The sequence below is a fragment of the Ancylomarina sp. 16SWW S1-10-2 genome, assembly GCF_009669305.1.
Taxonomy (GTDB): domain Bacteria; phylum Bacteroidota; class Bacteroidia; order Bacteroidales; family Marinifilaceae; genus Ancylomarina.
In genome coordinates, this window is record NZ_SADB01000010.1 from 12,881 (window position 1) to 37,117 (window position 24,237).

A 24,237-nucleotide genomic window follows, 5' to 3' on the forward strand; every position below is an offset into this window, starting at 1 on the left:
AGAATTATTTTTTTTTGTGGTGTTTATAGTTTCTCTTTTAGATATTTACCAGTGTAAGAATCTGATTTTTTTATAATATCTTCTGGTAAACCCTCGAAGCAAAGGTTGCCACCCTTAACGCCACCTTCAGGGCCGAGATCGATAATCCAGTCGGCACATTTAATAACTTCCATATTGTGTTCAATTACAATTAAACTATGCCCTCTTGAAATTAAAGCATTAAAGGCATCCATTAGTTTGTTAATATCATGAAAATGGAGACCTGTAGTTGGTTCATCAAAAATGAATAAGCAAGGTTCAGCCTTTTCTTTTGCTAAGAATGAGGCTAGTTTAACTCGTTGACTTTCTCCTCCACTAAGAGTGCTTGATGCTTGGCCAAGTTTTACATAACCCAAACCAACATCAACCAATGGTTTTAATCTTTGAGCTATCTTTTTCTCAGTTTTCCCTGTTGACTCCATGAAGAATTCTGTGGCTTCATTTACAGTCATTTCAAGAATGTCGTGTATGTTTTTCCCTCGATATCTAACCTCTAGAATTTCATCTTTGAAACGACGCCCTTTACAACTTTCACATTGTAAATAAACGTCAGCCATAAATTGCATTTCTACTTTTATAATCCCTTCGCCTTGGCATTCATCACATCTTCCTCCATCGATATTGAAAGAAAAGTGTGCCGATTTGAATCCACTATATTTCGATGCTTGCTGATCGGCATATAGTTTTCTGATCTCATCGTAAGCCTTAAGGTAGGTTACAGGATTCGAACGAGAGGATTTACCAATAGGATTTTGATCAACAAATTCGACATTGCTAATCATATGCAAATCTCCTCTTAGGGCATTAAAATGGCCACTTTTATCGGAATAACCACCGTAGTGTTTTTTTAGTGCTGGATAGAGAATTGTTTTTATTAATGATGATTTACCAGAACCACTAACACCAGTAACTAAAGTCATGGCATTAAGTGGAAATTTAACGTCTAAGGATTTTAAGTTATTTTCGCTAGCACCTATAATTTCTATATAGTTGTTCCATTTTCTTCTTGTAGTAGGTGTTGGAATACATCGCGATTTTGAAATATATTGCGAAGTTAGGCTCGCATTTGAACTCTTTAACTCTTCCAAGTTGCCTTGAAATACCAACTCACCACCAAGTCTGCCAGCGTAAGGTCCTATATCAATAACCTGATCTGCTGCTAGAATAATGTCTTCGTCGTGTTCCACAACAACAACCGTGTTGCCTAAATCGCGTAATTGGCGTAGTACTTTTATTAAGAGTTCAGTATCCTTTGAATGTAAACCAATACTTGGCTCGTCAAGTATATAAAGAGAACCAACCAAGCTACTTCCAAGCGATGTTGCCAGGTTAATACGTTGAGATTCACCTCCAGATAAACTACTCGATAATCTGTTTAGAGTTAGATAGCCGAGTCCAACATCTGAAAGAAATTGAAGTCTATTTTGAATTTCAATTAGCAGGCGTTTTGAAACTTTTATATCGCTACCTTCAAGTTTTATATTATTAAAGAATTCGTTGAGTTCAGAGATTGGCATCAGAACTAAGTCTTGAATACTTTTCCCTGTGATTTTAACGTATCCAGCTTCTTTTTTTAATCGAGTACCTCTACAATCGGGGCAAACTGTTTTACCGCGATATCGCGATAGCATAACACGAAATTGAATCTTATATTGTTTAGATTCAACATAAGCAAAGAAGGCATCTAGACCTTTAAAATGTTTGTTTCCTGTCCAAAGCAACTGTTTTTGTTCGTCGCTTAGGTCTAAGTAGGGTTTGTGAATTGGAAAATCGAATTTATCAGCAACTAGCACGAATTCATCTTTCCATTTTCGCATTTTTTCACCTTTCCAACAAACTATAGCATCTTCGTATATGCTTAAGGTTTTGTTTGGAATTACCAAGTCTTTATCAATACCAATAACTTTACCAAATCCTTCACACCTAGGACATGCACCAACAGGATTGTTAAAGCTGAAGGTGTGTATATTGGGATCTTCAAAAATAATTCCGTCAGCTTCAAAACGATTTGAAAAGCTATGGTAATTTTGAGATTTTGAGTCTGAAACTGATATCAAACATTCTCCTTCTCCTTCATAAAAAGCCGTTTGAATTGAATCTGCTAATCTATTTTGGGTGTCTTTATTATTATCAATACGCAATCGATCAATAATGATAAGTATTTTATCTTTGCTTGATAACAGTTTTTCATCTTCTAAAACATCAAAAATTTTAAGTGCTTTTCCTTTGATTTCTATTCTCGAGAAACCTTGTTGTGATAAAACTTCTAACTGCTCTTTTCTCGAACGATCACTCTTAGGGTGAAGTTCTGTCATAATCATGACGGTTGTATTTTCCTCATGATCTAGTGCAAAATTGACCACATCACTTACACTATGTCTTTTTACTAACGTATTAGAAATAGGAGAGTAGGTTTTTCCTATTCGGGCAAAAAGCAATTTTAAGTAGTCGTAAATTTCTGTTGATGTTCCAACTGTAGAACGAGGATTTCGTGTGTTTACCTTTTGCTTAATAGCTATTGCAGGAGGGATTCCCTTAATGAAGTCAACTTCTGGTTTATTTATTCGTCCAAGGAACTGGCGCGCATAGGCAGACAAACTCTCTACATAGCGTCGTTGGCCTTCAGCATAAAGCGTATCGAAAGCTAAGGATGATTTCCCTGAACCAGACAGTCCTGTGATTACAATAAATTTATTGCGAGGAATTTTTAAGTCAATATTCTTAAGATTATGGACTCTTGCTCCTTTTATGGTGATGAATTTATCTTGCTTAATCATGTTTATTCCTAGAATTTCTGAGCGAAATGTAAAATCTTACAAATTTATTTAAGTTCTATTGATTTGCAAAACTCTTTATTATTTATAATCTTGCAAGTAATATAATATTTACTCACCAATTTCTACTTTGCTTATAGATCGATCTCTACACTTTATAACTTAAAATCTAAGATGTGAAATTGGAGAAATTTGATTTAAAAAGCGATCAATATTATATTGAGCAATTTATTTCTGGCGATTCGTCTGGAATTGAAATGCTGATAACTCGCCATAAAGATAGGGTATATACCTACATTTATTTAATAGTAAAAAATAAAGATTTAACCGAAGATATTTTTCAAGATGTATTCATTAAGGTTATTCAGTCTTTACGTGCAGGAAAATATCGTGATAACGGTAAATTCTTAGCTTGGGTATTTCGTATTGCCCATAATTTGATTATTGATCATTTTAGGCAAGGGAAGGTGAATAAGGTTTATTCTAATGATGATTTTGAACTAGATCTATTTAATTCAGATCAATTTAGTGATGAGAATTGTGAGGATGTTATGATACGATCGCAGATTCATTCTGAAGTGAGAGATTTGGTAGATCGTCTTCCTTTAGATCAGCGTGAAATTATTATTTTACGTCATTATAAGGGCTTAAGCTTTAAGGAGATTGCCGATGATACTGATGTAAGTATTAATACGGCACTTGGTCGTATGCGATATGCTCTTATTAATTTGAGAAAAATGATTGAAGAAGATCAGCTTAATTTGTTGATTTCATAGGATATGAGGACCTTTTACAAATTTGGTATACTAAAATGAAAAAGGTTGCGTTATAGAGTGTGAAACTAATTATATATGCGGATGGATTCATTTTTTACACTTGTAGGCTGTGCGCCAGCGATGAATCATGCTGATTTTCTTAAAGAACTGGAAAGTGTCTCTATAGACGACTTGATGGGATCGGGAGATTTAATCAGATATATTGATAATTTATTGCTTGAAGCGCCAGCTAGTTTGACTAAGAAAATTATGCGTTATTCTGATGTTTATAGTAACGCAAGGACATCTTACGAAGATCTAAACAATCTTATTTTAAACTAAAAAAAAAGCCAGATTTAAATCTGGCTTTTTTGTGGATATGAATTTCTAAATTATTTCTTTTTCTTGTCTTTACGTCCAAAAACTGAGATTTGAACGTAACGACTTGGATGCGCTTTAAGATCTACTAAAAGTTCATCTAAGTGTTTTGAGGCAGATTCAAAATGCTTATAAAGACTGTCATTCTTAAGTAGAGCACCCATACTACCTTTACCCTCATTTATTTGTTGGAATATTTCATTCACTTGAGCTAAAGCTGCATTGGCATTGTTTACTGTTGAAGTAATATTGGCTTGTTTTAAAGAATCAGATATACTCGAAAAATTGGTTAAAATATGGCTAATATTTTCACCGTTCGAGTCAAGGTTACTAGTTATAGATTCAACATTTGCAAGTATCTTTTCCATTTGAGATCTTTGACCACTAACCAATGTGTCGAGACTTCCCGATGTGTGTTCAAGTTTGTTTATTGTGTTCTTAATACTCGTTAAACTTTGTGAGATATTATTACGTGCATCAGCATTAAAAATATATTGAACAACTGTTAACACAGAGTCAACACTTGACATCAGTTTTTCAGCTTTATTTTTTAGAGGTAGCATTTGCATACTAACTTGTTCTTTTAAGTCACCCTCAATACTTCCATTAATAGTGTCTCCAGCTTGTAATATTATTTTAGATGTGCCAGGAATAATTTGAATTTCTTTGGTTCCCATAATATCCGAACTAATAATTCTAGCTGTCGTATTATCGGAGAACTTAAAATCATCGTTTACCGAAAAAGAAACAATTAAACCCTTAACATTTGTATCGTTGAATTTTATAGATTTAATTTGCCCAATTTTCAAGCCTCTTAGAGTCACAGGACTCGATTCTTTTAAACCGTCAACTCTTTCGTATTTGGCGTAAAATAATTGATCTTTTGAGAATATACTCTCTCCTTTAAGGAAGTTAATTCCCCAAATAAAAATTATAATGGCAGCTATAACCAATATTCCAATTGTAGCTTCTTTTGATATTTTCATTTAGTGATATTGTGTGAATACTTTATTTCTTCTTAATCAAAGGTATTGAATATTTATTATGATTTCTGAATGTTTTTGGCTTCTTTAATGGGAATTTGTTTCCCTTTATAGTAAGCAACAATAAAACAGTCAGGTATTAGTTTTTTAATTTCCTTTTTTTTGTTGATAACAACTTTCAGGTTAGCGTTTTGTTCCACAGAGTATTTATACATGTTATTCACCTGCTTTTCAATTACATTATTTAAGCCCGAAAATACCTTAGCATTTAGTGGAATTTGTTTCGACGACGACTTTACCTGAATACAATAATAAACCTCATTTATGATTTCAGTAGCTTCTTCTATAGTGCTGTTTGTTGTTTCTTCTGCTACTTCGAAGGTGCGAGAACTATGGCGCTCAATTTCTTCTTTATACGATCTAAAGGCTCTAAAAATACCCGAGGCCATATAATCTTGACCTTTCTCCGATTTTAAAAAACGTTCCTCTTTTGGGTTAGATATAAAACCAACTTCGATTAATACTGATGGCATGCTTGCTTTTCTTAAAACCCAAAGTTCTGCAGATTTTACACCTCTAGAGTATCTTCCAACTCTATTTTTGAATTGGTTTTCAGTGTGCTGAGCCATTGATGTACTGTTGTCAATATGCAGGCTGTGCATCAAGTTAAAAATGATATATGATGCCGGATCTTTAGGATCAAAACCCTCATATTTATTCGTGTAATCATCTTCGTAAAGCATTACGGAATTTTCTTTCATTGCAACAGCTAAATTATCTTGCGATTTATGAAGACCTAAAATAAAGGTTTCAGTTCCAGATGTTGTTGTGTTATTTTCAAGACTATTTGCATGCACGGATATAAAAAGATCAGCCTTAGCTTTATTAGCTATTTCAGGTCGTTCTTTTAAAGGAATAAACACGTCTGTTTTTCGTGTGTATATAATTTTTATATGAGGAAAATTATCTTTTATATACTGCCCAGTTTTGAGTGCTATACTAAGGACTATGTTTTTTTCGTAACAATGTTTCCCTACAGCACCAGGATCTTTCCCGCCATGACCTGCATCAATAACAATTGTATTGATTTTATATTCAGAGTTTTGTCCAATACTTAAAAAGCTTGTTGAACAAAGAATAAAAAACATTAAAAAAACGTATACTCTACTCATTATATTTTTTAAAATTTTATTTGAAAAAAAATCAGATGAGAAATTTTCATAAAAGAACGTAAAAAATGATTCTGAACATCATTTAGATTAGGGAATATAGTAGTTTTATTTGTAATTTTGGCGTCTTGAGACCTTTCTGTCTACTAGTATATATAGTAATTATATGATGTAAAGCACCTTAACGGATTAAAACTTAATGTTCTATGTCTAATTTTAGGTTTATTAATTTATCTCATTCTTTTACAAAAATAACGATAAAAATTGCAATTGAAATTACAACAAAAGCTTTTTATACTTTTCATTCTTAGTTTAATTCCGTTAAATATATTTGCGGGTTTAAATTTAGTCGAAAATTCTAAATGGGAGAATTCAGAAGAATCTCCAGTTGAGGTAAATTGGTATGCGGAATTATTACAGCAAGTTGATTCTTTAGATTTAAAGTCTAAAAAAGAACAAGATCTTAAAAGTGATACCATAGCTGCTGATTCAACTGCTCCAAAGCCATTCTTTGAAACTGCGATTGATTATAATGCAGACGATAGTGTCACTTTCTCACTTACGGGGCAGAAAGTTTTTTTGACTAAAAATGCATTTGTAAAATATGGATCGATTGAACTGAAGGCATATTATATTGAACTTGATATAGCAAAAAAAGAAGCTTTTGCATACGGAATTCAAGATAGTACAGGTAAATTTATTGATACGCCTGAGTTTAAAGATGGTACAGAAGAGTTTGCTTGTAAGCAATTGAGATATAATTTTGATACAGGTAAAGGTTTGGTTAACGAAATTATAACTGAACAAGAAAGTGGTTATGTACATAGTGAATTTACGAAGAGAATGGATGAAAATACATTCTTTCTGAAAAATGGGAAATACACAACTTGTGATCATGAGCATCCACACTTTTATGTGAAGATGACTAAGGCTAAGATGATTAAAGATGATAAGATTGTTTCTGGCCCCTTATATTTAGTCTTAGAGGATGTGCCTTTACCCGTTTTCCTTCCTTTTGGGTTTTTCCCTTTTAGTAGTAAGTATTCATCAGGTATTCTTTTGCCTAGTTATGGTGAGGAGCAATTAAGAGGCTTTAACTTGAGAGGTTTGGGGTATTATTGGGCTATTAATGATTATGTTGATTTAGCAACAAGGTTTGATATTTTCTCGAATGGATCGTGGGGAACTGATATAGATTCAAAATATAAAAAACGATACAAATTTAGTGGAAGTCTGTCTGGTGAGTATCATAAAAATCAATATGGAGATAAAGGTTTGGATGATTATTCTGAATCTACCGATTTTGCTATTCGTTGGACACATACTCAGGATTCAAAAGCAAATCCATATCGTACATTTTCAGCTTCGGTAAACTTTTCTACATCGGAGAATGATAGAAATAACTCAACAGATATTAATAAGATTGTAAATAATCAAAAGCAATCGAGTATCTCTTATAGTAAAAAATGGCCAGATAGTCCTTTTAGTTTAAATGGATCTTTACGACACTCGCAGAATAGTATAGATACGACTATATCACTTACTTTGCCGAGTTTATCATTAAATATGACTCAGATTTACCCTTTTAGATCTAAGGGGAAGAGTTCTAATTTAAAATGGTATGATAAAGTTGGGGTGAGTTATTCATCGAAACTTGAGAATAGAATTAACACTAAAGAGGATGAATTGATGTCCTCTTCTTTAACGAAAGATTGGCAGAATGGTTATCAGCATAGTATTCCTATTACTACAAATTTTAAGTTAGCTACTGATTTAACCTTATCACCAACTCTTAATTATAAAGGTGTTTTGTATTCAAAATCTATCCGTAAATCATGGGACGAAAGTTTGAACGATAATGCTGGTGGCGTTTTGATCGATACAATTCAAGGTCTTCAATATGCTCATAACTATTCAACCTCAGTCTCATTGTCGTTAAGTCCTAAAATTTATGGTATGTATACCTTTAAAGAATCTTCTAAAATAGAGGCCATTCGTCACGTAATGACACCATCCATTAGTGTGGGGTATACACCTGAAATTGGTATCCCTAGAGAAAAGTATTACAAAACCTATAAAAATGGTGATGGCGATGATGTGGAATATTCTATGTTTGAAGGAAGTTTGTATGGTACACCAACTGGAGCATTGGAATCTGGAAGTATAAGTTTGAGCCTTGATAATAATATTGAAGCAAAGATTAAGACGGCAAATGACACGACAGGAAATGAGGATTTTAAGAAAGTAAAAATTCTGGAGAGTCTTAAATTTTCTACAAGTTATAATATGTTTGCTGACTCTTTAAACTGGTCGACGATTCGTATTAGTGGTCGTACTAAGCTTTTTAATAATAAGTTAGATCTTAGTGTTAGTTCAACAGTTGATCCTTACGACTTGAATGCAAATGATATAAAAATTGATAAGTTTGGTCCTCGTATGACTAATGCATCTATCGACTTGGGTTTTGGCTTGTCATCGACTGATTTTAAAGGAGAACGAGAAGGAGCAGGTAAGGGCGAAGATGGTAAAGATGGTAAAAAGAACGAGCCTAATCTCGATGAAATGAAATATATTGACTTTGATATACCTTGGTCATTTACATTGAATTATGGATGGACTTATTCTAAACCTAAGACAGAAAGTAATACGACACAGAACGTGAGTTTACGAGGTAATTTTAGCTTAACACCTAAGTGGAAGATTACTTTTTCTACAGGCTACGATTTTGCTGATAAATCAATTACAGCAACTCAATTTTCCTTAACTCGTGATCTGCATTGTTGGCAAATGACTTTTAATACAATTCCATTTGGTACATACCAATCTTATAATTTCAAAATTAATGTTCTATCTTCTGTATTACAAGATCTAAAATATGAGAAGAAGAAGGTATGGCAAGATTATTAATATCAACAAGCTTGGTCATTTAAACAATAGGATGACAAAGTTATTGTTTGAGATTAGATCTATAAATTTAAGCCTTAATCCAATTTTCTAGAATAAGAGACCCCTGATCTGTCATTATAGATTCAGGGTGAAATTGAACGCCACAAATGTCAAATTCGGTATGTCGAATGGCCATTATAAGTTCATCATTATCAGTAGCTGTAATAGTAAAACAAGCAGGCAATTGAGATTTGTCTAAAGCCCAAGAGTGATATCTTCCCGAATTAAAATTTTGAGGAATTCCTTGAAATAAACATTCTGTAGAATCTAATACGTGTGTTGTTTTAGGAATACCATGTATAATCTTTTCGATATTATAGATTTTTCCGCCAAAATATATGCCAATATACTGCATGCCTAAACAGACACCTAGTATGGGTTTGCTTGTTTTGTATTGGTCTAGTATTTTCCCCATAACTGTTACATCTTCTGGTAATCCAGGTCCGGGAGAGAATATAATTTTGTCACAAGTTTTTATAGCTTCCCAATTAATCTCATTGTTTCGCATAACAATAACTTGATCTGAGAATTGTTCTACAGCGTGCGCAAGATTATAGGTGAATGAATCGAAATTATCAATGATGATTATATTCACGATATTTTAATTAAGAGTAAGATCTATTTTAGTAATCTATGTTTTAGTGTTGCTAATGATGTTGGAATACTGTTGTATTTATATTTAGCAATGATAAGATAGAATACCATAATAAGATTGAAGAGGTAGTTAAAGTAAAGGGGTATATGATATATTTGATTGTTGATGTCGTCAATAATGATATACCAAAACGTGAATACTTCTCCCAAAAACCAAAGCCATATAAATAGCTCGTTAAGGTCATCTACTTTTTTAGTTTTAAACGTATGAATAACCTGAGGTAATCCGCAAATTGCGAAAAGGATGCTTCCCATCCATCCAATAATTTCGTTTGGCGTCATGATTTTTAATTTTTTGACAAATGAACAAAATTAAATGCGAACAGAAGAAGTTAGTGCTTAATTTTTTTGAACAAGGAGAAGAGTCCTGTCATCATCAAACTTAGATATGTTTAAATTATGTTTTAATTGATAATCAATATCAGAAAGTGTAATACTTTCTTTCCCGATAGTATTATTTATGCTTTCAAGAAAATCTTCGTTACCAATCATACAACCAGTTCTATCATTTACAGCTTCTATATAACCATCAGTATAAAGTAATAGTTTATCTCCTTGTTCAACGTCTTGAATTAAGTTTAGATATCGAGCATCAGGAATAACTCCCAATAGAGTTCCGGTAATATTAAGTTGAGCTAATTTACCTTCTTTGGCATTATAAAAGAGCGGTTGAAGGGCGCCAGCCGAAGCAATGCTGATTTGAGATGTTTTTGTGCAAACCGTTATAATACTTAGGGTTGTGAAAACTTCGCCAAGTTTAAGATCTTTAAATATAGCTTTGTTTATTATTTCTAAAAACTTACTTGGAGACTTGAAGAAATCAAATTCCTCACGGCTTAAGAAAAAGTTAATTGTACTTCTTATGTAGGCAATATATGCAGGTACTAAAAACCAAGCATCCCATTTTTTACCCATAACATCACCTACAACAATAATTTTTCTATCGTTATCAACCGTGAAAGTTTCGTAAAAATCGCCACCTGCAAGCTTGTTGTAGGCTTGATGAATAACTTGTATGTTAAAGTCCTTAATGTCTTCGCTATATTGATCTTCGAACCTTATTGGAGACTGTTTGGCAGCTGAATTGAGGGCGTTAAAATATTTGTTTTTAATATCCAATGCTTGTTGAACTGATGAATTGATTTGATGAAGAATTAACCTCTCATCAAGCTGTTTGTAAAGAAAAAAATCGATACGATTGGTTAGCAGATAATCTATTTTGTCTGTATCCTTCGAGTCGGAAATTAAAATGTCAATAGGAATCAGATGTTGAGTTGTTTTACTAATCTTATCTAAAATTGAAATGGCCCAAATTGCATTGTCATCAATAATAATTCGTAAAACATTTTTTTCTTTTAAGTAGGAAAACAGTTCTATATCCGACTCAATGTGTTTAATGGGTGTTTTTATAAGGTGTTGCGATAGTTTAAACTGATTTGTGCTAGGAGTGCAATAAATAATACAGCCGTTATCAAAATCAAGTATGTTTTTTCTAGATGAATCTATAATTTTCTTTCTAAGAACCGATTTTTTTAGGTGAGCCTTGATTTTTGAAATAAAGAGTTCTTGTTTAAAAGGTTTTATAATAAAATCATCTGCTCCATCATTTAGGTTCTCTATCCAAGTTTCTTCTTCCTTACTATCTGAAAGAATAATAAAAGGTGTAAGTCTGTATTCAGGCGTTTTTCGAATTTGTCTAACAAGATCACTACCATTCATTAAAGGCAAGTTGAGCTCTGATATGATAAGATCAAAATGCTGATTTTTTGTTTTTTCGATAGCTTCTACACCATCTTTTGCAAGTGTTGTTTTGAATCCAATACTTGTTAATGTGAACTCAATATATTTTAGGCTTGTAATGTTATTATCAACAACGAGTATGTGTGGTGTGTTTTTAGTCATATTAAAACTCTAAAATAGCTTTTTTTAATTCCGTAATAGCAACTGGATTTTGATTAAGAAACTGGTTAATAAGGTCGGGAATTAATTTTAGATCAATATCGTTAATATCTTCGTTTTTAACATTGTTCCAAATCCTTAAGTCTTCTTTATTAAGTTTATGTCTGTTGTTAATTTTATGCTGTAACTCAATTTTTTGATTGCCCTTAGAATAGTGTTCAATTTTCTCTAAACATTTACCCGTTTCATCCATTCCCATGATTCTAACAGATGATTTAGCCTTGTGTGCAATAGCACCAAGTTCAGTCCATTGTTTGTTTTTAAAATGATTAGAAATGCCTTCGGTAAATTCAGTGCTTTGTTCAATAAAAATATCAATCATCTCAATCATAATATCTTTATTATTATCAGACATCTCTATTAAGTATGATAAGTCAATTATTTTAGTGTTTGAATCCATTTTAAATCTTTAAATGATTAATTAAGCAATTGCTCCTTTTTTTGCTATCAGCAATTTCTATTCTATTGTAAAATCAAATTACGAATAAATAAATTTAAACAATAAAAATTAATAAGAAGAATGTATTTGTTGAAGCCTTATTTACATCTTGCAGTAATAGTAATAAATTATTTTCAATTAAATATTTTTTTACAATTTTAATAATAGAGCTTTATTTATCCCATGTTCTTTAATTTTTTAATTTTGTTGCAGTTTATTTAACTAAAGATATAATCTATGTCAATATTGAGACTACTTATTATTTGTTTTGTCTTTTCATATGGAAGTGTTTGTTCTCAAAATTTTGTACGTGTTAATTCTGATGAATTCACAGGAGGTACTGATGAAGGAAAGTTGATTATGAAAAAAATAAACAAGGCAAAGAAACTTTTTGCTAATGGAGAATCTTCATTTCCAGAATGTATAAGACTTCTATTGGAATGCAATGCCTTTAATAGCTCAAATGCAGAACTAAATTATAATATTGGACAAGCGTATTTGATTTATGGTCAGAGAGAATTAGCAAAATCATATTTTGAAGAAGTCAAGGCTTTGAAACCAAATTTTAATGAGGAATTATATTTGTTTTTGGGATTAGCTTGTCAGTTTGATAGTGATTTTTCAAATGCAATATTAAACTATAAAACTTATGTGGAAATTCTTCAACACAATAATGCAAATAGAAATAATGAGAATTTGAAAATTGCAAATAGGTATATAGAACAATGCAAAAATGGTCAAATATTGTTAGAACAACGCTCTAGTTACGACGTGGAAAAGCTCGCTTCACCAATAAATTCTGATGCTAATGATGTTTTAGCAATAAAAGCTGGCTCAAAATTATACTTCAATTCAGATAGGTTGTTGGCAAATGATAATAAGAAAAATAAGCCTGTTTTAAGAGGTTTTAGCCTAATGCTTATAAATGGTGAATGGACGAATTTTAGTATTTTAAATGATGAGAATAAGTCTTTAGAATTGCCAATAATGCTTTCTAAAGTTGATGCGAATAGGTATTTGTTTTACGATAAAAATTCGGGCAATGGCGATTTAATATTTATGCAAAAAGAGGATAGATTCTGGACAAAAGAAATGGATCTATTCTTTGTAAATGAACGAAAATCGAATGAATCTTCGGCCTCTTTTACACCAGATGGGAATACGGTTGTATTTGTTAGTGATCGAGATCAAAATCAGGGGGATATATACTATTGTAAAAAAGGTAATAATGGTGAGTGGAGCATACCAGTTAAGTTTGGCGATCAGATAAATTCTGTGTTTGATGAAAAGGATGTTTCCATATCAGAAGATGGAAAGGTCATGTATTTTAGTTCTAATGGAAGAAATTCTATTGGAGGGTACGATATTTTTAAGTCGGTAAAAGATGATAATGGTCATTGGATGGAAGCTCAAAATATGGGTATTCCTATTAATTCAGCTTACGATGAATGTCATTTCTTTTTGAGCGAAAATGATTCTTTCATGTTTGATTCTAATAGGGGTGAAAATGGTAGGTTTGACATATACACGAAAAAGTTGAGCCCCAAAAAGATAATTAAGGCAGAATCTGAAGAAGCAGTGAAACCTGTTGAGAAATTTAATGACACTATTTTAGTAGAAGAAGCTGAAATTACACCATCAATAATTTCGCTTCCCGAGCCAGTTGTTAAACAGGTAGCTGCTGTGAAAAGAACTTATAAAATTCAGATTGTAGCTTCAAAGCTAGAACTTAAAGATTCTGACTTAAAGAACTTGTACAGAGGTAATGGCAAGATAACTTGTGCTTACGATGGTGAATGGTATAGGTATACAATTGGGGAATATGAAAGTTTAGATGATGCAATTTATTATAAAAACAAGTGTGGTGTTGAAACTGCCTTTATTGTAAGTTTTGAAAATAATACGAATAGAAAAATAATATCGAATTACAGTATATCTAATAATTAACCATAACTAACAAGAATTTCATTGGTATTTTTTTGCCTAGAATTTGTATTCTTTTACATTTGTAGAATATAATAGAACGAAGATTTTCTTTGGAGAATTAAAGAAGTAATTTTAAAAGATTAATCTTTGTAATTGAGCAATTTAAATAAACAATACTTAAAATAAGAATTGAAATGCTTTTCCCTAATTATTGGGAAATGTATTGATATCTTGTACTTTAAACAACAAACAATAAACAGATGAAAAGAACTGCATTCACTAGTTTTCATGAAGGATTAGGCGCTAAAATGGCAGAATTTGCTGGTTATAATATGCCTATTGAATATACTGGTATTAAGGATGAACATATGTGTGTTCGCGAGAAATTAGGTGTATTTGATGTTTCTCACATGGGGGAGTTTTGGGTAAAAGGACCAAAAGCCTTTAGCTTTGTTCAAAAATTAACCACTAATGATGTGGCAGTTTTAACTGATGGAAAGATTCAGTATTCATGTCTTCCTAATGGGAAACATGGTATTGTGGACGATTTGTTAGTTTATCGTATCGATTCTGAAACCTATTTATTGGTTGTAAATGCAGCTAATATTGATAAGGATTGGGCTTGGTGTACTAAGCATGCTAAAGAAATGGGCTTAGAGATAGGTAAAGAACTTTATAATGCTTCTGACGAAATTTGTCAGTTAGCCGTTCAAGGTCCTTTAGCTCTTAAAGCAATGCAAAAACTTATTGATGTTCCTGTTGAAGATATGGAATATTATACTTTCAAAAGTGTGAATATGGCTGGTATTGAGAACGTTATTTTCTCAACTACAGGTTACACTGGTTCAGGAGGATGTGAAATTTATGTTGCTAATGAAGATGGAGAAAAACTTTTGAATGCTGTAATGGAAGCAGGTAAAGAGTTTGGTATTCAGCCTATTGGTTTAGCTGCTCGTGATACCTTACGTCTTGAAGTTGGATTTTGTTTATATGGTAACGATATTGATGACGATCATACTCCAATTGAAGCCGGTTTGGGTTGGATTACTAAATTTGTTGACGGTAACGACTTTATCGATAGAGAGTTTTTTGAGAAGCAAAAAGCTGATAAACCTAAGCGTCGTTTAAAAGGTTTTGAATTGATCGATCGTGGTATTCCTCGTCATGGTTACAAAATAGAAGATGCTGATGGTAACGAAATAGGTGAAGTAACTTCAGGAACTAGTGCTCCAGCTCTTGGAAAATCTATTGGTATGGGTTACGTAAAAGAAGGTTTCTATAAGGTTGGTACTGAGATTTATATCCGTGTAAGAAAGAAAGCAATTAAAGCAAAAATTGTAAAAATTCCTTTTTATAAGGCTTAAACATATTTGATTATTGACTGGGTTTGCAATTCCATGGTTTTGCGATAGTTGTAATCATTAATTTTATTGTAAAAGTAGGTTTGTGAAGTATCGCAAACCTGCTTTTTTTGTTTGTTCAAGTTATATGTCAAAAAATAATTTTTAATTATAAATCATTGCCTTTTTAACTGTAAGATATTTAGATGTATAAGTAATGAATATAAGCTTTTATAATTTTTGTTGATAAACATGTAAAAAATGATTTTTGCTTTCGTTATTCTTCATTTTTATTTGCAAATTTGCAAGAGAATAAGCAAACATTAACATTTTTTAAAAACATTGAAAATGAAAGTACATAATTTTTCTGCAGGACCCTCAATCCTTCCTGATGTAACAGTAGAAAATACTGCTGCTGCTATTAAGAATTTTGCCGGAACAACTCTTTCTTTAATGGAAGTATCTCACCGTAGCAAAGAATTTGTTGCAGTAATGGATGAAGCTATTGCTTTGTTTAAAGAAATATTAGATATCCCTACAGGATATTCAGTTCTATTTTTAGGTGGTGGAGCTTCTACTCAGTTCTGCATGATTCCTTACAATTTCATGAATAAGAAAGCGGCTTACTTAAATACGGGTGCTTGGGCAAACAAAGCACAAAAAGAAGCTAAGCTTTTTGGCGAAGTTGTTGAAGTTGCTTCTTCTAAAGAAACAGTTTACAACTATCTTCCAAAAGGATATGAAATTCCTGCTGATGTAGATTATTTTCATATTACTACAAATAATACCATTTATGGTACTGAGATAAAATACGATATGGACGTGAATGTTCCTCTTATCGCAGATATGTCATCTGATATTTTTTCTCGTCCAGTTGATGTATCTAAATATGCATTAATTTATGGTGGAGCTCAAAAAAATCTAGCACCAGCTGGTGTTACTTTTGTAATCGTTAAAGATGAATTATTGGGTAAAGTAGATCGTCAGATCCCTACTATGTTAGATTATAGAACACACATTAAAGGTGTTTCTATGTTTAATACACCTCCAGTAGTTCCTGTATTTGCTGCTCTTCAAACTTTGAGATGGATCAAAGAACAAGGTGGAGTTACTGCTATGCAGAAAATGAACGAAGAAAAAGCTGCGGTTCTTTACAATGAAATTGACCGTAACCCTATGTTCAAAGGTACTATTATCAACAAAGAAGATCGTTCTATAATGAACATCTGTTTTGTAATGACTGATGAGTACAAAGAATTAGAAAAAGATTTCTTAGAATTTGCTACCTCAAAAGGTATGTCTGGAATTAAAGGTCACCGTTCAGTTGGTGGTTTCCGTGCTTCTACTTACAATGCTTTACCAAAATCATCTGTTCAAGCATTAGTAGATTGTATGAAAGAATTCGAAACACTACACGTCAAGTAATTACCTGATTATATAGATTTGAGAATGGCAACATCCTCAAATCTTTATTTTGAGTCATTAAAGCATGAGGAACGACTAAAGGGATCCGAAAGGATAACTTCGATTTGGCTGGCAATGACATTTTATTTTTAACGTTTAAAATTAATAAAATGACTAAAGTTTTAATTGCAACCACTAAACCTTTTGCTCCCGCTGCTGTAAATGCAATTCGCGAAGTAGTTGAAGGTGCAGGTTATGAACTAGCTTTGCTAGAATCATACACAGATCAGGCTGACTTAATTGCAGCTGTTGCTGATGTTGATGGAATGATTATTCGTTCTGATAAAGCAACTCGTGAGGTACTTGAAGCAGCTAAAAAGCTAAAGGTAATTGTTCGTGCAGGTGCTGGATACGATAATATCGATCTTGAAGCTTGTACCGAAAAAGGTATTGTGGCTATGAATACGCCTGGTCAAAATTCAAATGCTGTAGCTGAGCTTGCATTAGGAATGATGGTTTTTCTTGCTCGTAACGGTTATAACGGAAAAGCTGGAGTTGAGTTAAGAGGTAAGAGTCTTGGTATTCACGCTTATGGTAACGTAGGAAAACACGTTGCGACTATTGCTAAAGGTTTTGGAATGATAGTTTATGCATTCGATCCTTTTGTTGCAAAAGAAGCTATTGAAGCTGATGGTGTTAAGGCTGTAGATACAGTAGAAGAGCTATATAGCACTTGTCACTATGTGTCTTTGCATATTCCTGCTAACGATAAAACTAAAAAATCAATTAATTACGATTTGTTGAACAGAATGCCTGAGGGTGGTATCCTTGTTAATACAGCTCGTAAAGAAGTAATTGACGAAGAAGGTATGTTGAAATTGATGGCAGATCGTAAGGATTTTGCTTATATCTCAGATATTGCACCTGACTGTAAAGATGAATTTGCTGCTAAATTTGAAGGCCGCTTTTTCTTTACGCCTAAGAAAATGGGAGCACAAACTGCCGAAGCAAATATTAACGCTGGTATTGCCGGTGCTAATCAAATAGTAAACCTTATTGAAAAGGGAGACGAAACATTTAGAGTAAATAAATAGGAATTTTTGAGAGTTTGATTTTTGTGATTTTGGATAACAAAATTGTGAATTATGGGAAGTTTTGATTTTGAAAATTTAAATCTATATCAAAAATCTTTGGAATTTATAAATTTGGTTTATAAACAAACGAATACTTTCCCGAGGGATGAAATTTATGGATTAACAAGTCAATATCGACGAGCAGCCAATTCTATAGCTTTGAATTTAGGTGAAGGTTATGGAGAATCTGTCCCATTAAATATACGATATCTGAGAATTTCAAAAGGTTCAGTTCGAGAGTGTGTCGTGTGTTCTTCAATTGCACTTTCTCAAGGATATATTTCTATAACTGATAACAGAGAGGCTAGAGAACTTCTAATTGATTTATCGAAAATGGCTTCGGGTTATAAAAAATATCTTGAGAAGAAGTTAGTTGAAATAAAAAACAAAAAATAAGTTTTAATACGTCATATCTAACAAATCTCAAACTCACAAAAATCGAATTAACAATTTTACAAACACAAACACAAACACAAACACAAACACAAATACCTTATCATGGCAATTGTAAAACCATTTAGAGGCTTACGCCCAACAAAAGATATCGCTAAAGATTTAGCATGTTTACCATATGACGTAATGAGTTCTGAAGAAGCTGCACAGATGGCTAAAGGTAAAGACTGTTCTTTACTTCACATCACTCGTGCTGAGATCGACTGTCCTGCCGGAACAGACGTTCATTCTAAGACTGTTTACGAAAAATCTGTGTTTAACTTTAAGTTATGGCAAGAAAGAGGTTGGTTGAAGCAAGATTCAGAAGCTAAATTCTATATCTACGCTCAAACTATGGACGGACGTACTCAGTACGGTATCGTTGCTAATGCTTCTTGTCAAGATTACAAGAATGGTGTTATCAAGAAACACGAGCTTACTCGTCCAGACAAAGAGGAAGATCGTATGATCTTAACTCGTTATACTGAGGCTAATCTTGAGCCAGTATTCTTTTCATATAAAGCTGTTCCAGAGATTGATGCTATTGTAGCTAACATTGTAAAGAACGAAAAGGCTGAGTACGATTTTGTTGCTGAAGATGGATTCGGTCATCATTTTTGGCCTGTAAACGATGCGGATACGAATAAAGAGTTGGAAAAATTATTTGCAACTAAAGTACCTGCAACTTACGTAGCTGATGGACATCATAGAACAGCTGCTGCTGCTCGTATTGGTGATGAGTTTGCTGCTAAGAATCCTAATCATACAGGAAACGAAGAGTATAACTATTTTATGGCAGTTCACTTTCCAGATGATCAATTAGCAATTATCGATTACAATCGTGTTGTTAAAGATCTTAACGGATTGACAGAAGTTGAATTACTAGCTAAATTGGAAGAGACTTTCACCGTAGAGTGTATGGGTAAAGCAATTTACAAGCCAGCTAAACTTCATGAGTTTTCTATGTATTTAGATAACAAATGGTATAAGTTAAATGCTAAAGCAGGTACTTACGACGATAAGGATCCTATTGGTGTGTTGGACGTAACAATTCTTTCGAGCCATGTATTGGATAATTTATTGGGAGTGAAAGATCTTCGTACAACGACTCGTGTTGAGTTTATAGGTGGTATTCGTGGATTAGGTGAGTTGAAAAAACGTGTTGATAGCGGTAACATGAAAGTTGCTTTTGCTTTATACGCAGTTTCTATGCAACAGCTTATTGATATTGCTGATACAGGTAATATTATGCCTCCTAAAACAACTTGGTTTGAGCCTAAATTACGTTCAGGATTATTGATTCACAAATTGGACTAATACCAATTTTATCATATATTTTTAGAAGGGAATGCCGTTAGGTATTCCCTTTTTTTATGTAATAATTTTATGTGTTAAGATCATTTTTTTAATAAAATAGTTTAAATTGATGTTTCAATTAAACTTAAGATTAAAGATGTCGGAATTTATAAATAACAACCAAGCTAGAATTGATTCTCTTTACGATTTTTGTTATCGATTAACTATTGGTGAAAAAGGATCGGACCTCATTAAAGCGCATCAAGCTGCAATAAACGATTTAACAGCAAATGATATTATCATTGTAGTACATCGATTGGTAGAAGCCGATTTGCCAATGGATGATTTAAAAATTGGAATCAATAAAGCATTAAATGCATTCCATAAGCAAATTATGAATCTCGAGCCTATTTTTTTACCAGAGAATCATTTTTTAGCTTACTTGAAAAAAGAAAATAGAGAGCTCGAAAGGCGACTACAAAATTTAAAATCTTGGGTTAAGGATTTTAATAGTCCAAATCTTGATAGCATAAAAGCAGCTGAACATCTTAGAGTTGGAATAGAAGACCTAATGCAAATGGAAAAGCATTATGTCCGTAAGGAAAATATACTATTCCCATACTTTGAAAAAGAATACCCAAAATACAAATGCCTTGGCGTTATGTGGTCTATTCATGATGATATTAGAAGAACTAAAAAGGCTTTAATGTTGGCACTTTTAGAAGTCGATTTAGATAAGAAGCATATTAATAAATTATTAGGCGACTTATTCTTCGATATGTATACCATCATTTTTAGAGAAGAATATTTATTATTTCCCGTTGTTTTAAATGCTGTAAACAAAGAAGTTTGGTCTGATATGATTCACCAAAGTGAGGAGATTGGATATGCCTATATCGAAGCCCCAAAAGTAGAGGAGTTGGTAAAGCATGTCAAAACTGAAACACTTGATACCGATTATTTAAACGAACATAAATTAGAGAATACACTGCTTAATTTCGATACCGGATTAATGACCTTGAAGCAAGCTATTCTTTTGTTGAATAATTTGCCTGTGGATATTACGATGATTGATGAGAACGATAAGGTTTGTTTCTTTTCTAATCCCAAAGATAGATTTTTCCCAAGATCAAAAGCAATTATCGGACGTACGGTACAGAATTGTCATCCACCAGAGAGTGTACATATTGTTGAGGAATTGGTCCAAGCATTTAAGGATGGGAGTAAGGATAGTGAGCCTTTTTGGATAGAAATGAAAGGTAGTTTTATTCTCATTCAATACTTTGCATTAAGAGATGAACAAGGTGTTTACAAAGGTTGTATCGAGGTGAGTCAAGATCTTACCGATATACGTAAGTTAAGCGGTGAAAAACGATTAATGTAGTTAAGATAAAAGTTTGGAAATAAGATGGATCGTGTGTTTCATCTTATTTCATTATAATCATAAATCCAAGATTTAAAGACTCATTCATGAAATTTGATTATAGTAAAGAGGATATGATTCTCAAAGTTTATCCATCTGCGGGTGCATGTTTTGAGGAAGCCTTTTCATTATTGAAGAAGCATTTTTGGATGTTGGTTCTAATTGTCTTTGTAGGAGGAGTTATAGATAGTCCTATGTGGTTTGTGAAACATATTCAACAGAATTCAGATAGTTTTAGTTTTACTTCTAGTGTTTTGCAATTAACTCGAACTATTTATTATTTCGCTGTTGCATCTGTGTTTTCATATGGAGTAGCTTACGTGTTTACAAAAGTTGCTAGAAAAAAAGATTTTGTGTTCGAGGAAACATTCTCTGGTTTTAAAACCTACTCAAGAGCTATTCTAAGTAATCTATTGGTGGTCTTAATTGTTGTTCTAGGTTTCGTTTTATTCATAATTCCGGGTGTTTTTCTTATTTGTCGTCTAGTTTTTGTTCCATATCTAATAATGGATAAAAAACACGGTGTTGTTGAGTCTCTTAAGTTAAGCTTTCAGATGACTAAAGGTTATTTCTGGACCATCTTTGGTATGGGCATACTATCCTTTGTGATGATCTTACTTGGCCTTGTTTTATTTGGATTTGGTATTTTACTTTCCCTAGTTTTGATCAATGCAGCTTTTGCAGTTCTCTATAGTGCTTGTGAGGATTTGCATTATAAAGAGGCTTGTGAGATCGTTGGTTTAGTAGCTGAAGATAGAGAAGAATTGTAGATAGTTTTTTTTATTAAATTTTTTTTTTGATGGTTGTTATTTGTATTCAATTCTATACCACTATTAGTATGGTCATTTTACACAAATTGAAGAATTAGAGGAACTATGATTGGAACGAGTATTGTTAATACAATGCCACTAAAAACAGCTATAATAGCATATTCTTTACCAGAGTATTGAACAATTATAGGCATGGTTGTATCCATAGCTGTAGCACCACCGGATGCTATGCCAGCGAGTTTACCAAAATATTTCACAAATAATGGTGTTGCTAATAGGGTGAGGATTTCTCGAATAATATTTGATATTAAGGCAATTACCCCTAATGTTTCGCTATGGAATTCGGTAATAATAACCGATGATAGACTGTAGTAACCAAAACCAGCACCCACTGCCATCGCTTCACCAAAGTTGATGTTCGATAGTAGAACAGATACTGCCGAAACGCCTATTAAAGAGCCTACAATTACGGATAAGGGGACAAGTATGATTTTAATATTAACCTCTTTAATGACTTTCCAAGAATCACGATCGGTACCTATTCCAATACCGACTAAAAACATGAGCAGATAAAGTGCGTAGATACTAAAGTCGCCTTCTAATAATGAGTTTGGTAAAAATTGAGTTAGCCCTAGAATTAAACCTAAAACGAAGAAACTGAGAATGATTAAGCTACCTTTCATAGAGAATAGATGTGGAAGTATAGAATTTTGTTCGGGTATTTAGTAGGTGTTAAGTTTAATCAACTTTTTTAGTCTGAAAGAAGAATTTGTAGGTAAACCAAGCACAAATTAAAGAACCAAGAACAGCTCCAAAACTTAGTATTAATGCTTGTATTCCAATCGTAGGTAGGTTGTTAATTATCTTATCATTGGTGCCAACACCTATTCCCAGAAGAAAAAGTAGAAGGAAGATAGAGAATGATGTTAATGCGCCTACGATTTTAATAATTTTGGGTCTATTCCCAATAAATAGGCCAATACCCAGTCCTAAAATCATAATAGCTAGTACAATGATAATATCTTGAAACATATTTAGTTGGTTTTGGTTCTTAAAGAATATGAATAAATCTTTTGGTAAAGTAAACAAATATTGAATTAGCTAAGTAACGAAGGGGGCATATTTGTTGTAAATATTTTAAGATCTTGATCGTTTAATTTAGTCGTTGCAACTTATACATAATCAAAATTTCAAGTTTGAACTTTCAACAAAATTCTTCTTTAATAAAAGTTGTTGATGTTAATTTTTGCTTTTGTAATGGGTTTTGATGATTACATCAAAGATTGGTAATATGATTAAAGGGGTAGTCGGACACGGTTTCTTTTTTCCTATCATATGGCAATCTAATGGTGTTAAGATAGGTGAAAAAGAATCATCCTATTTTTCAATAATTTTAAAATTAAAGAGAAAACAGTGATAGAATTAATGTTTTGAAATTGATGAATTGTCGCTGTCAATGTGCTTGAATATCTTGCTGTAGTTGAATTTGATCTTATTTAGAATAAATTTAAATGAACTTGATCTTATAGTTTAGATAGTTCAGAAGGGAAACGTTTTCGAAGCCTGTTTTATGCAAGTTATTATTTTTGGAATTGTTAAATTTAGTTAATGCATGTGTTTTTTCTGTAGAATATTTTTTTTACATTCGCCCTACTTCAATATATTAATCGACTAAGAAGAGAAGAAGCTTAAATGAATAATCAGGGAAATATACTTATAGATGGTAAGCTTAAGCATGATCAAAGAACTTTTCGTATTCTCTTTGAGACTTACCACGCACCCCTATTTCGTTTTGCCGAAACTTACGTATGTTGTCCAGGATTAGCCGAAGATATTGTACAAGAAATATTTATTAAACTTTGGGAAAATAAGGATCTTCGAATAAATGGTTCTTTGCGCTCTTATTTGTTTTTAATGGTTCGCAATAGATGTATTGATTATTTGCGTACGCTTAAGTTGGAAGATAAGAAGAAACAAAAATTGATGGAAGCTCAAATTCTATCAGACTCTGTTGACTTGGATTTTGATGATGAGGTTAAAGGGAAAATTAAAAAGGCAATACGAGAATTACCAGAACAGTGCAGACAAGTATATGAAATGTCGATTTACGATGGTTTGAAACACGCTGAAATTGCCGAAGAACTCAATATTTCGATTAGTGCCGTAAAAGTTCAGGTTTTCAGAGCTAAGAAAAACCTACGTGAAGCTTTATACAATATCAAAGAGCTATTGTTACTATTTGCGGGTTTCGTATCCTTAAAAAAGGTTCATCTTTCCTAATTCATGGAATTTATTTATCCCTGTATCTCTAAGAATTTCAGTTGCTTATCTTTTTTATTTAAAATAATGAGAGATTCTTGTTAACCCTTTTCATTATTGCACGTCTTAAGATCGAAATTACCCCTAAAAGTCGAATT

21 protein-coding genes are annotated in these 24,237 nt (G+C 32.6%); 12 read left to right on the top strand and 9 right to left on the bottom strand.

Going from position 1 to position 24,237, the window contains the following annotated elements; genetic code table 11:
• Positions 1 to 23 precede the first annotated feature (23 nt).
• Positions 24 to 2,816 carry an excinuclease ABC subunit UvrA gene (gene uvrA, locus EMN46_RS09760; protein ID WP_154200625.1) on the bottom strand — a complete coding sequence of 931 codons (2,793 nt, stop codon included), beginning with the start codon at positions 2,814 to 2,816 and terminating at the stop codon, positions 24 to 26.
• A gap of 173 nt (positions 2,817 to 2,989) precedes the next feature.
• On the opposite strand from uvrA, the gene EMN46_RS09765 reads away from it, so the two are divergent.
• Together EMN46_RS09765 and EMN46_RS09770 are read left to right on the top strand one after the other, a co-directional pair.
• Positions 2,990 to 3,589: an RNA polymerase sigma factor gene (locus EMN46_RS09765; protein ID WP_368667517.1), complete on the top strand. Its 600-nt coding sequence runs from the start codon at positions 2,990 to 2,992 to the stop codon at positions 3,587 to 3,589.
• Between the two features lie 81 nt (positions 3,590 to 3,670).
• The gene (locus EMN46_RS09770) at positions 3,671 to 3,910 is read left to right on the top strand and encodes a hypothetical protein (protein WP_154200626.1); all 240 of its coding nucleotides are present in this window, start codon (positions 3,671 to 3,673) and stop codon (positions 3,908 to 3,910) included.
• A 50-nt stretch (positions 3,911 to 3,960) separates the two neighbouring features.
• On the opposite strand, the gene EMN46_RS09775 is transcribed toward EMN46_RS09770, so the two are convergent.
• Positions 3,961 to 4,932: an MlaD family protein gene (locus EMN46_RS09775; protein ID WP_154200627.1), complete on the bottom strand. Its 972-nt coding sequence runs from the start codon at positions 4,930 to 4,932 to the stop codon at positions 3,961 to 3,963.
• Positions 4,933 to 4,988: 56 nt separating this feature from the next.
• Positions 4,989 to 6,101: an N-acetylmuramoyl-L-alanine amidase gene (locus EMN46_RS09780; protein WP_229130329.1), complete on the bottom strand. Its 1,113-nt coding sequence runs from the start codon at positions 6,099 to 6,101 to the stop codon at positions 4,989 to 4,991.
• Positions 6,102 to 6,368: 267 nt separating this feature from the next.
• Between EMN46_RS09780 and EMN46_RS09785 the strand changes: the two genes are divergently transcribed.
• Positions 6,369 to 9,005: a putative LPS assembly protein LptD gene (locus EMN46_RS09785; RefSeq protein WP_154200628.1), complete on the top strand. Its 2,637-nt coding sequence runs from the start codon at positions 6,369 to 6,371 to the stop codon at positions 9,003 to 9,005.
• A gap of 67 nt (positions 9,006 to 9,072) precedes the next feature.
• Here EMN46_RS09785 and EMN46_RS09790 read toward each other — a convergent pair whose 3' ends face one another.
• From EMN46_RS09790 to EMN46_RS09805, 4 genes are read right to left on the bottom strand one after another with little or no spacing between them, the layout of a single operon-like run.
• Entirely contained in the window at positions 9,073 to 9,639 is a 567-nt protein-coding gene (locus EMN46_RS09790; protein WP_154200629.1) for an aminodeoxychorismate/anthranilate synthase component II, read from the bottom strand.
• Positions 9,640 to 9,662: 23 nt separating this feature from the next.
• Positions 9,663 to 9,980: a PQ-loop repeat-containing protein gene (locus tag EMN46_RS09795; RefSeq protein ID WP_154200630.1), complete on the bottom strand. Its 318-nt coding sequence runs from the start codon at positions 9,978 to 9,980 to the stop codon at positions 9,663 to 9,665.
• A 57-nt stretch (positions 9,981 to 10,037) separates the two neighbouring features.
• On the bottom strand, positions 10,038 to 11,600 hold the full coding sequence (locus EMN46_RS09800) for a fused response regulator/phosphatase (RefSeq protein WP_154200631.1): 1,563 nt from the start codon (positions 11,598 to 11,600) through the stop codon (positions 10,038 to 10,040).
• Position 11,601: 1 nt separating this feature from the next.
• Positions 11,602 to 12,057: an Hpt domain-containing protein gene (locus EMN46_RS09805; protein WP_154200632.1), complete on the bottom strand. Its 456-nt coding sequence runs from the start codon at positions 12,055 to 12,057 to the stop codon at positions 11,602 to 11,604.
• 276 nt (positions 12,058 to 12,333) lie between these two features.
• On the opposite strand from EMN46_RS09805, the gene EMN46_RS09810 reads away from it, so the two are divergent.
• The 8 genes from EMN46_RS09810 (at position 12,334) to EMN46_RS09845 (ending at position 21,820) form a co-directional block, all read left to right on the top strand.
• Positions 12,334 to 14,043: a PD40 domain-containing protein gene (locus tag EMN46_RS09810; protein ID WP_154200633.1), complete on the top strand. Its 1,710-nt coding sequence runs from the start codon at positions 12,334 to 12,336 to the stop codon at positions 14,041 to 14,043.
• Between the two features lie 239 nt (positions 14,044 to 14,282).
• A complete protein-coding gene (gene gcvT / locus EMN46_RS09815; protein ID WP_154200634.1) occupies positions 14,283 to 15,386 on the top strand; it encodes a glycine cleavage system aminomethyltransferase GcvT in 1,104 nt (367 codons plus the stop codon).
• A 324-nt stretch (positions 15,387 to 15,710) separates the two neighbouring features.
• Entirely contained in the window at positions 15,711 to 16,787 is a 1,077-nt protein-coding gene (gene serC, locus EMN46_RS09820) for a 3-phosphoserine/phosphohydroxythreonine transaminase (RefSeq protein WP_154200635.1), read from the top strand.
• A 149-nt stretch (positions 16,788 to 16,936) separates the two neighbouring features.
• A complete protein-coding gene (locus EMN46_RS09825; RefSeq protein ID WP_154200636.1) occupies positions 16,937 to 17,860 on the top strand; it encodes an NAD(P)-dependent oxidoreductase in 924 nt (307 codons plus the stop codon).
• 51 nt (positions 17,861 to 17,911) lie between these two features.
• Positions 17,912 to 18,295, top strand: coding sequence for a four helix bundle protein (locus tag EMN46_RS09830; RefSeq protein WP_154200637.1), 384 nt, complete (start codon positions 17,912 to 17,914; stop codon positions 18,293 to 18,295).
• Positions 18,296 to 18,397: 102 nt separating this feature from the next.
• Entirely contained in the window at positions 18,398 to 19,648 is a 1,251-nt protein-coding gene (locus EMN46_RS09835) for a DUF1015 domain-containing protein (protein ID WP_154200638.1), read from the top strand.
• Positions 19,649 to 19,757: 109 nt separating this feature from the next.
• The gene (locus EMN46_RS09840; RefSeq protein WP_154200639.1) at positions 19,758 to 21,011 is read left to right on the top strand and encodes a DUF438 domain-containing protein; all 1,254 of its coding nucleotides are present in this window, start codon (positions 19,758 to 19,760) and stop codon (positions 21,009 to 21,011) included.
• A gap of 86 nt (positions 21,012 to 21,097) precedes the next feature.
• On the top strand, positions 21,098 to 21,820 hold the full coding sequence (locus EMN46_RS09845) for a hypothetical protein (protein ID WP_154200640.1): 723 nt from the start codon (positions 21,098 to 21,100) through the stop codon (positions 21,818 to 21,820).
• 77 nt (positions 21,821 to 21,897) lie between these two features.
• Here the strand turns inward: EMN46_RS09845 and EMN46_RS09850 are convergent, their stop codons facing one another.
• Both EMN46_RS09850 and EMN46_RS09855 read right to left on the bottom strand, forming a co-directional pair.
• Entirely contained in the window at positions 21,898 to 22,503 is a 606-nt protein-coding gene (locus EMN46_RS09850) for a lysine exporter LysO family protein (RefSeq protein WP_154200641.1), read from the bottom strand.
• 55 nt (positions 22,504 to 22,558) lie between these two features.
• Entirely contained in the window at positions 22,559 to 22,852 is a 294-nt protein-coding gene (locus EMN46_RS09855; RefSeq protein WP_229130330.1) for a LysO family transporter, read from the bottom strand.
• 660 nt (positions 22,853 to 23,512) lie between these two features.
• On the opposite strand from EMN46_RS09855, the gene EMN46_RS09860 reads away from it, so the two are divergent.
• A complete protein-coding gene (locus tag EMN46_RS09860; RefSeq protein ID WP_154200642.1) occupies positions 23,513 to 24,100 on the top strand; it encodes an RNA polymerase sigma-70 factor in 588 nt (195 codons plus the stop codon).
• Positions 24,101 to 24,237: the final 137 nt, after the last annotated feature.

Bases quoted from the DNA above. Each gene is read 5' to 3' on its own strand.
- EMN46_RS09845 (WP_154200640.1), top strand. From the start codon at position 21,098: ATGAAATTTGATTATAGTAAAGAGGATATGATTCTCAAAGTTTATCCA.
- EMN46_RS09835 (WP_154200638.1), top strand. From the start codon at position 18,398: ATGGCAATTGTAAAACCATTTAGAGGCTTACGCCCAACAAAAGATATC.
- EMN46_RS09770 (WP_154200626.1), top strand. From the start codon at position 3,671: ATGGATTCATTTTTTACACTTGTAGGCTGTGCGCCAGCGATGAATCAT.
- EMN46_RS09810 (WP_154200633.1), top strand. From the start codon at position 12,334: ATGTCAATATTGAGACTACTTATTATTTGTTTTGTCTTTTCATATGGA.
- EMN46_RS09780 (WP_229130329.1), bottom strand. From the start codon at position 6,101: ATGAGTAGAGTATACGTTTTTTTAATGTTTTTTATTCTTTGTTCAACA.
- EMN46_RS09850 (WP_154200641.1), bottom strand. From the start codon at position 22,503: ATGAAAGGTAGCTTAATCATTCTCAGTTTCTTCGTTTTAGGTTTAATT.
- EMN46_RS09830 (WP_154200637.1), top strand. From the start codon at position 17,912: ATGGGAAGTTTTGATTTTGAAAATTTAAATCTATATCAAAAATCTTTG.
- EMN46_RS09800 (WP_154200631.1), bottom strand. From the start codon at position 11,600: ATGACTAAAAACACACCACACATACTCGTTGTTGATAATAACATTACA.
- gcvT (WP_154200634.1), top strand. From the start codon at position 14,283: ATGAAAAGAACTGCATTCACTAGTTTTCATGAAGGATTAGGCGCTAAA.
- uvrA (WP_154200625.1), bottom strand. From the start codon at position 2,816: ATGATTAAGCAAGATAAATTCATCACCATAAAAGGAGCAAGAGTCCAT.
- EMN46_RS09840 (WP_154200639.1), top strand. From the start codon at position 19,758: ATGTTTCAATTAAACTTAAGATTAAAGATGTCGGAATTTATAAATAAC.
- EMN46_RS09795 (WP_154200630.1), bottom strand. From the start codon at position 9,980: ATGACGCCAAACGAAATTATTGGATGGATGGGAAGCATCCTTTTCGCA.
- EMN46_RS09855 (WP_229130330.1), bottom strand. From the start codon at position 22,852: ATGTTTCAAGATATTATCATTGTACTAGCTATTATGATTTTAGGACTG.
- serC (WP_154200635.1), top strand. From the start codon at position 15,711: ATGAAAGTACATAATTTTTCTGCAGGACCCTCAATCCTTCCTGATGTA.
- EMN46_RS09825 (WP_154200636.1), top strand. From the start codon at position 16,937: ATGACTAAAGTTTTAATTGCAACCACTAAACCTTTTGCTCCCGCTGCT.
- EMN46_RS09775 (WP_154200627.1), bottom strand. From the start codon at position 4,932: ATGAAAATATCAAAAGAAGCTACAATTGGAATATTGGTTATAGCTGCC.
- EMN46_RS09805 (WP_154200632.1), bottom strand. From the start codon at position 12,057: ATGGATTCAAACACTAAAATAATTGACTTATCATACTTAATAGAGATG.
- EMN46_RS09860 (WP_154200642.1), top strand. From the start codon at position 23,513: ATGAATAATCAGGGAAATATACTTATAGATGGTAAGCTTAAGCATGAT.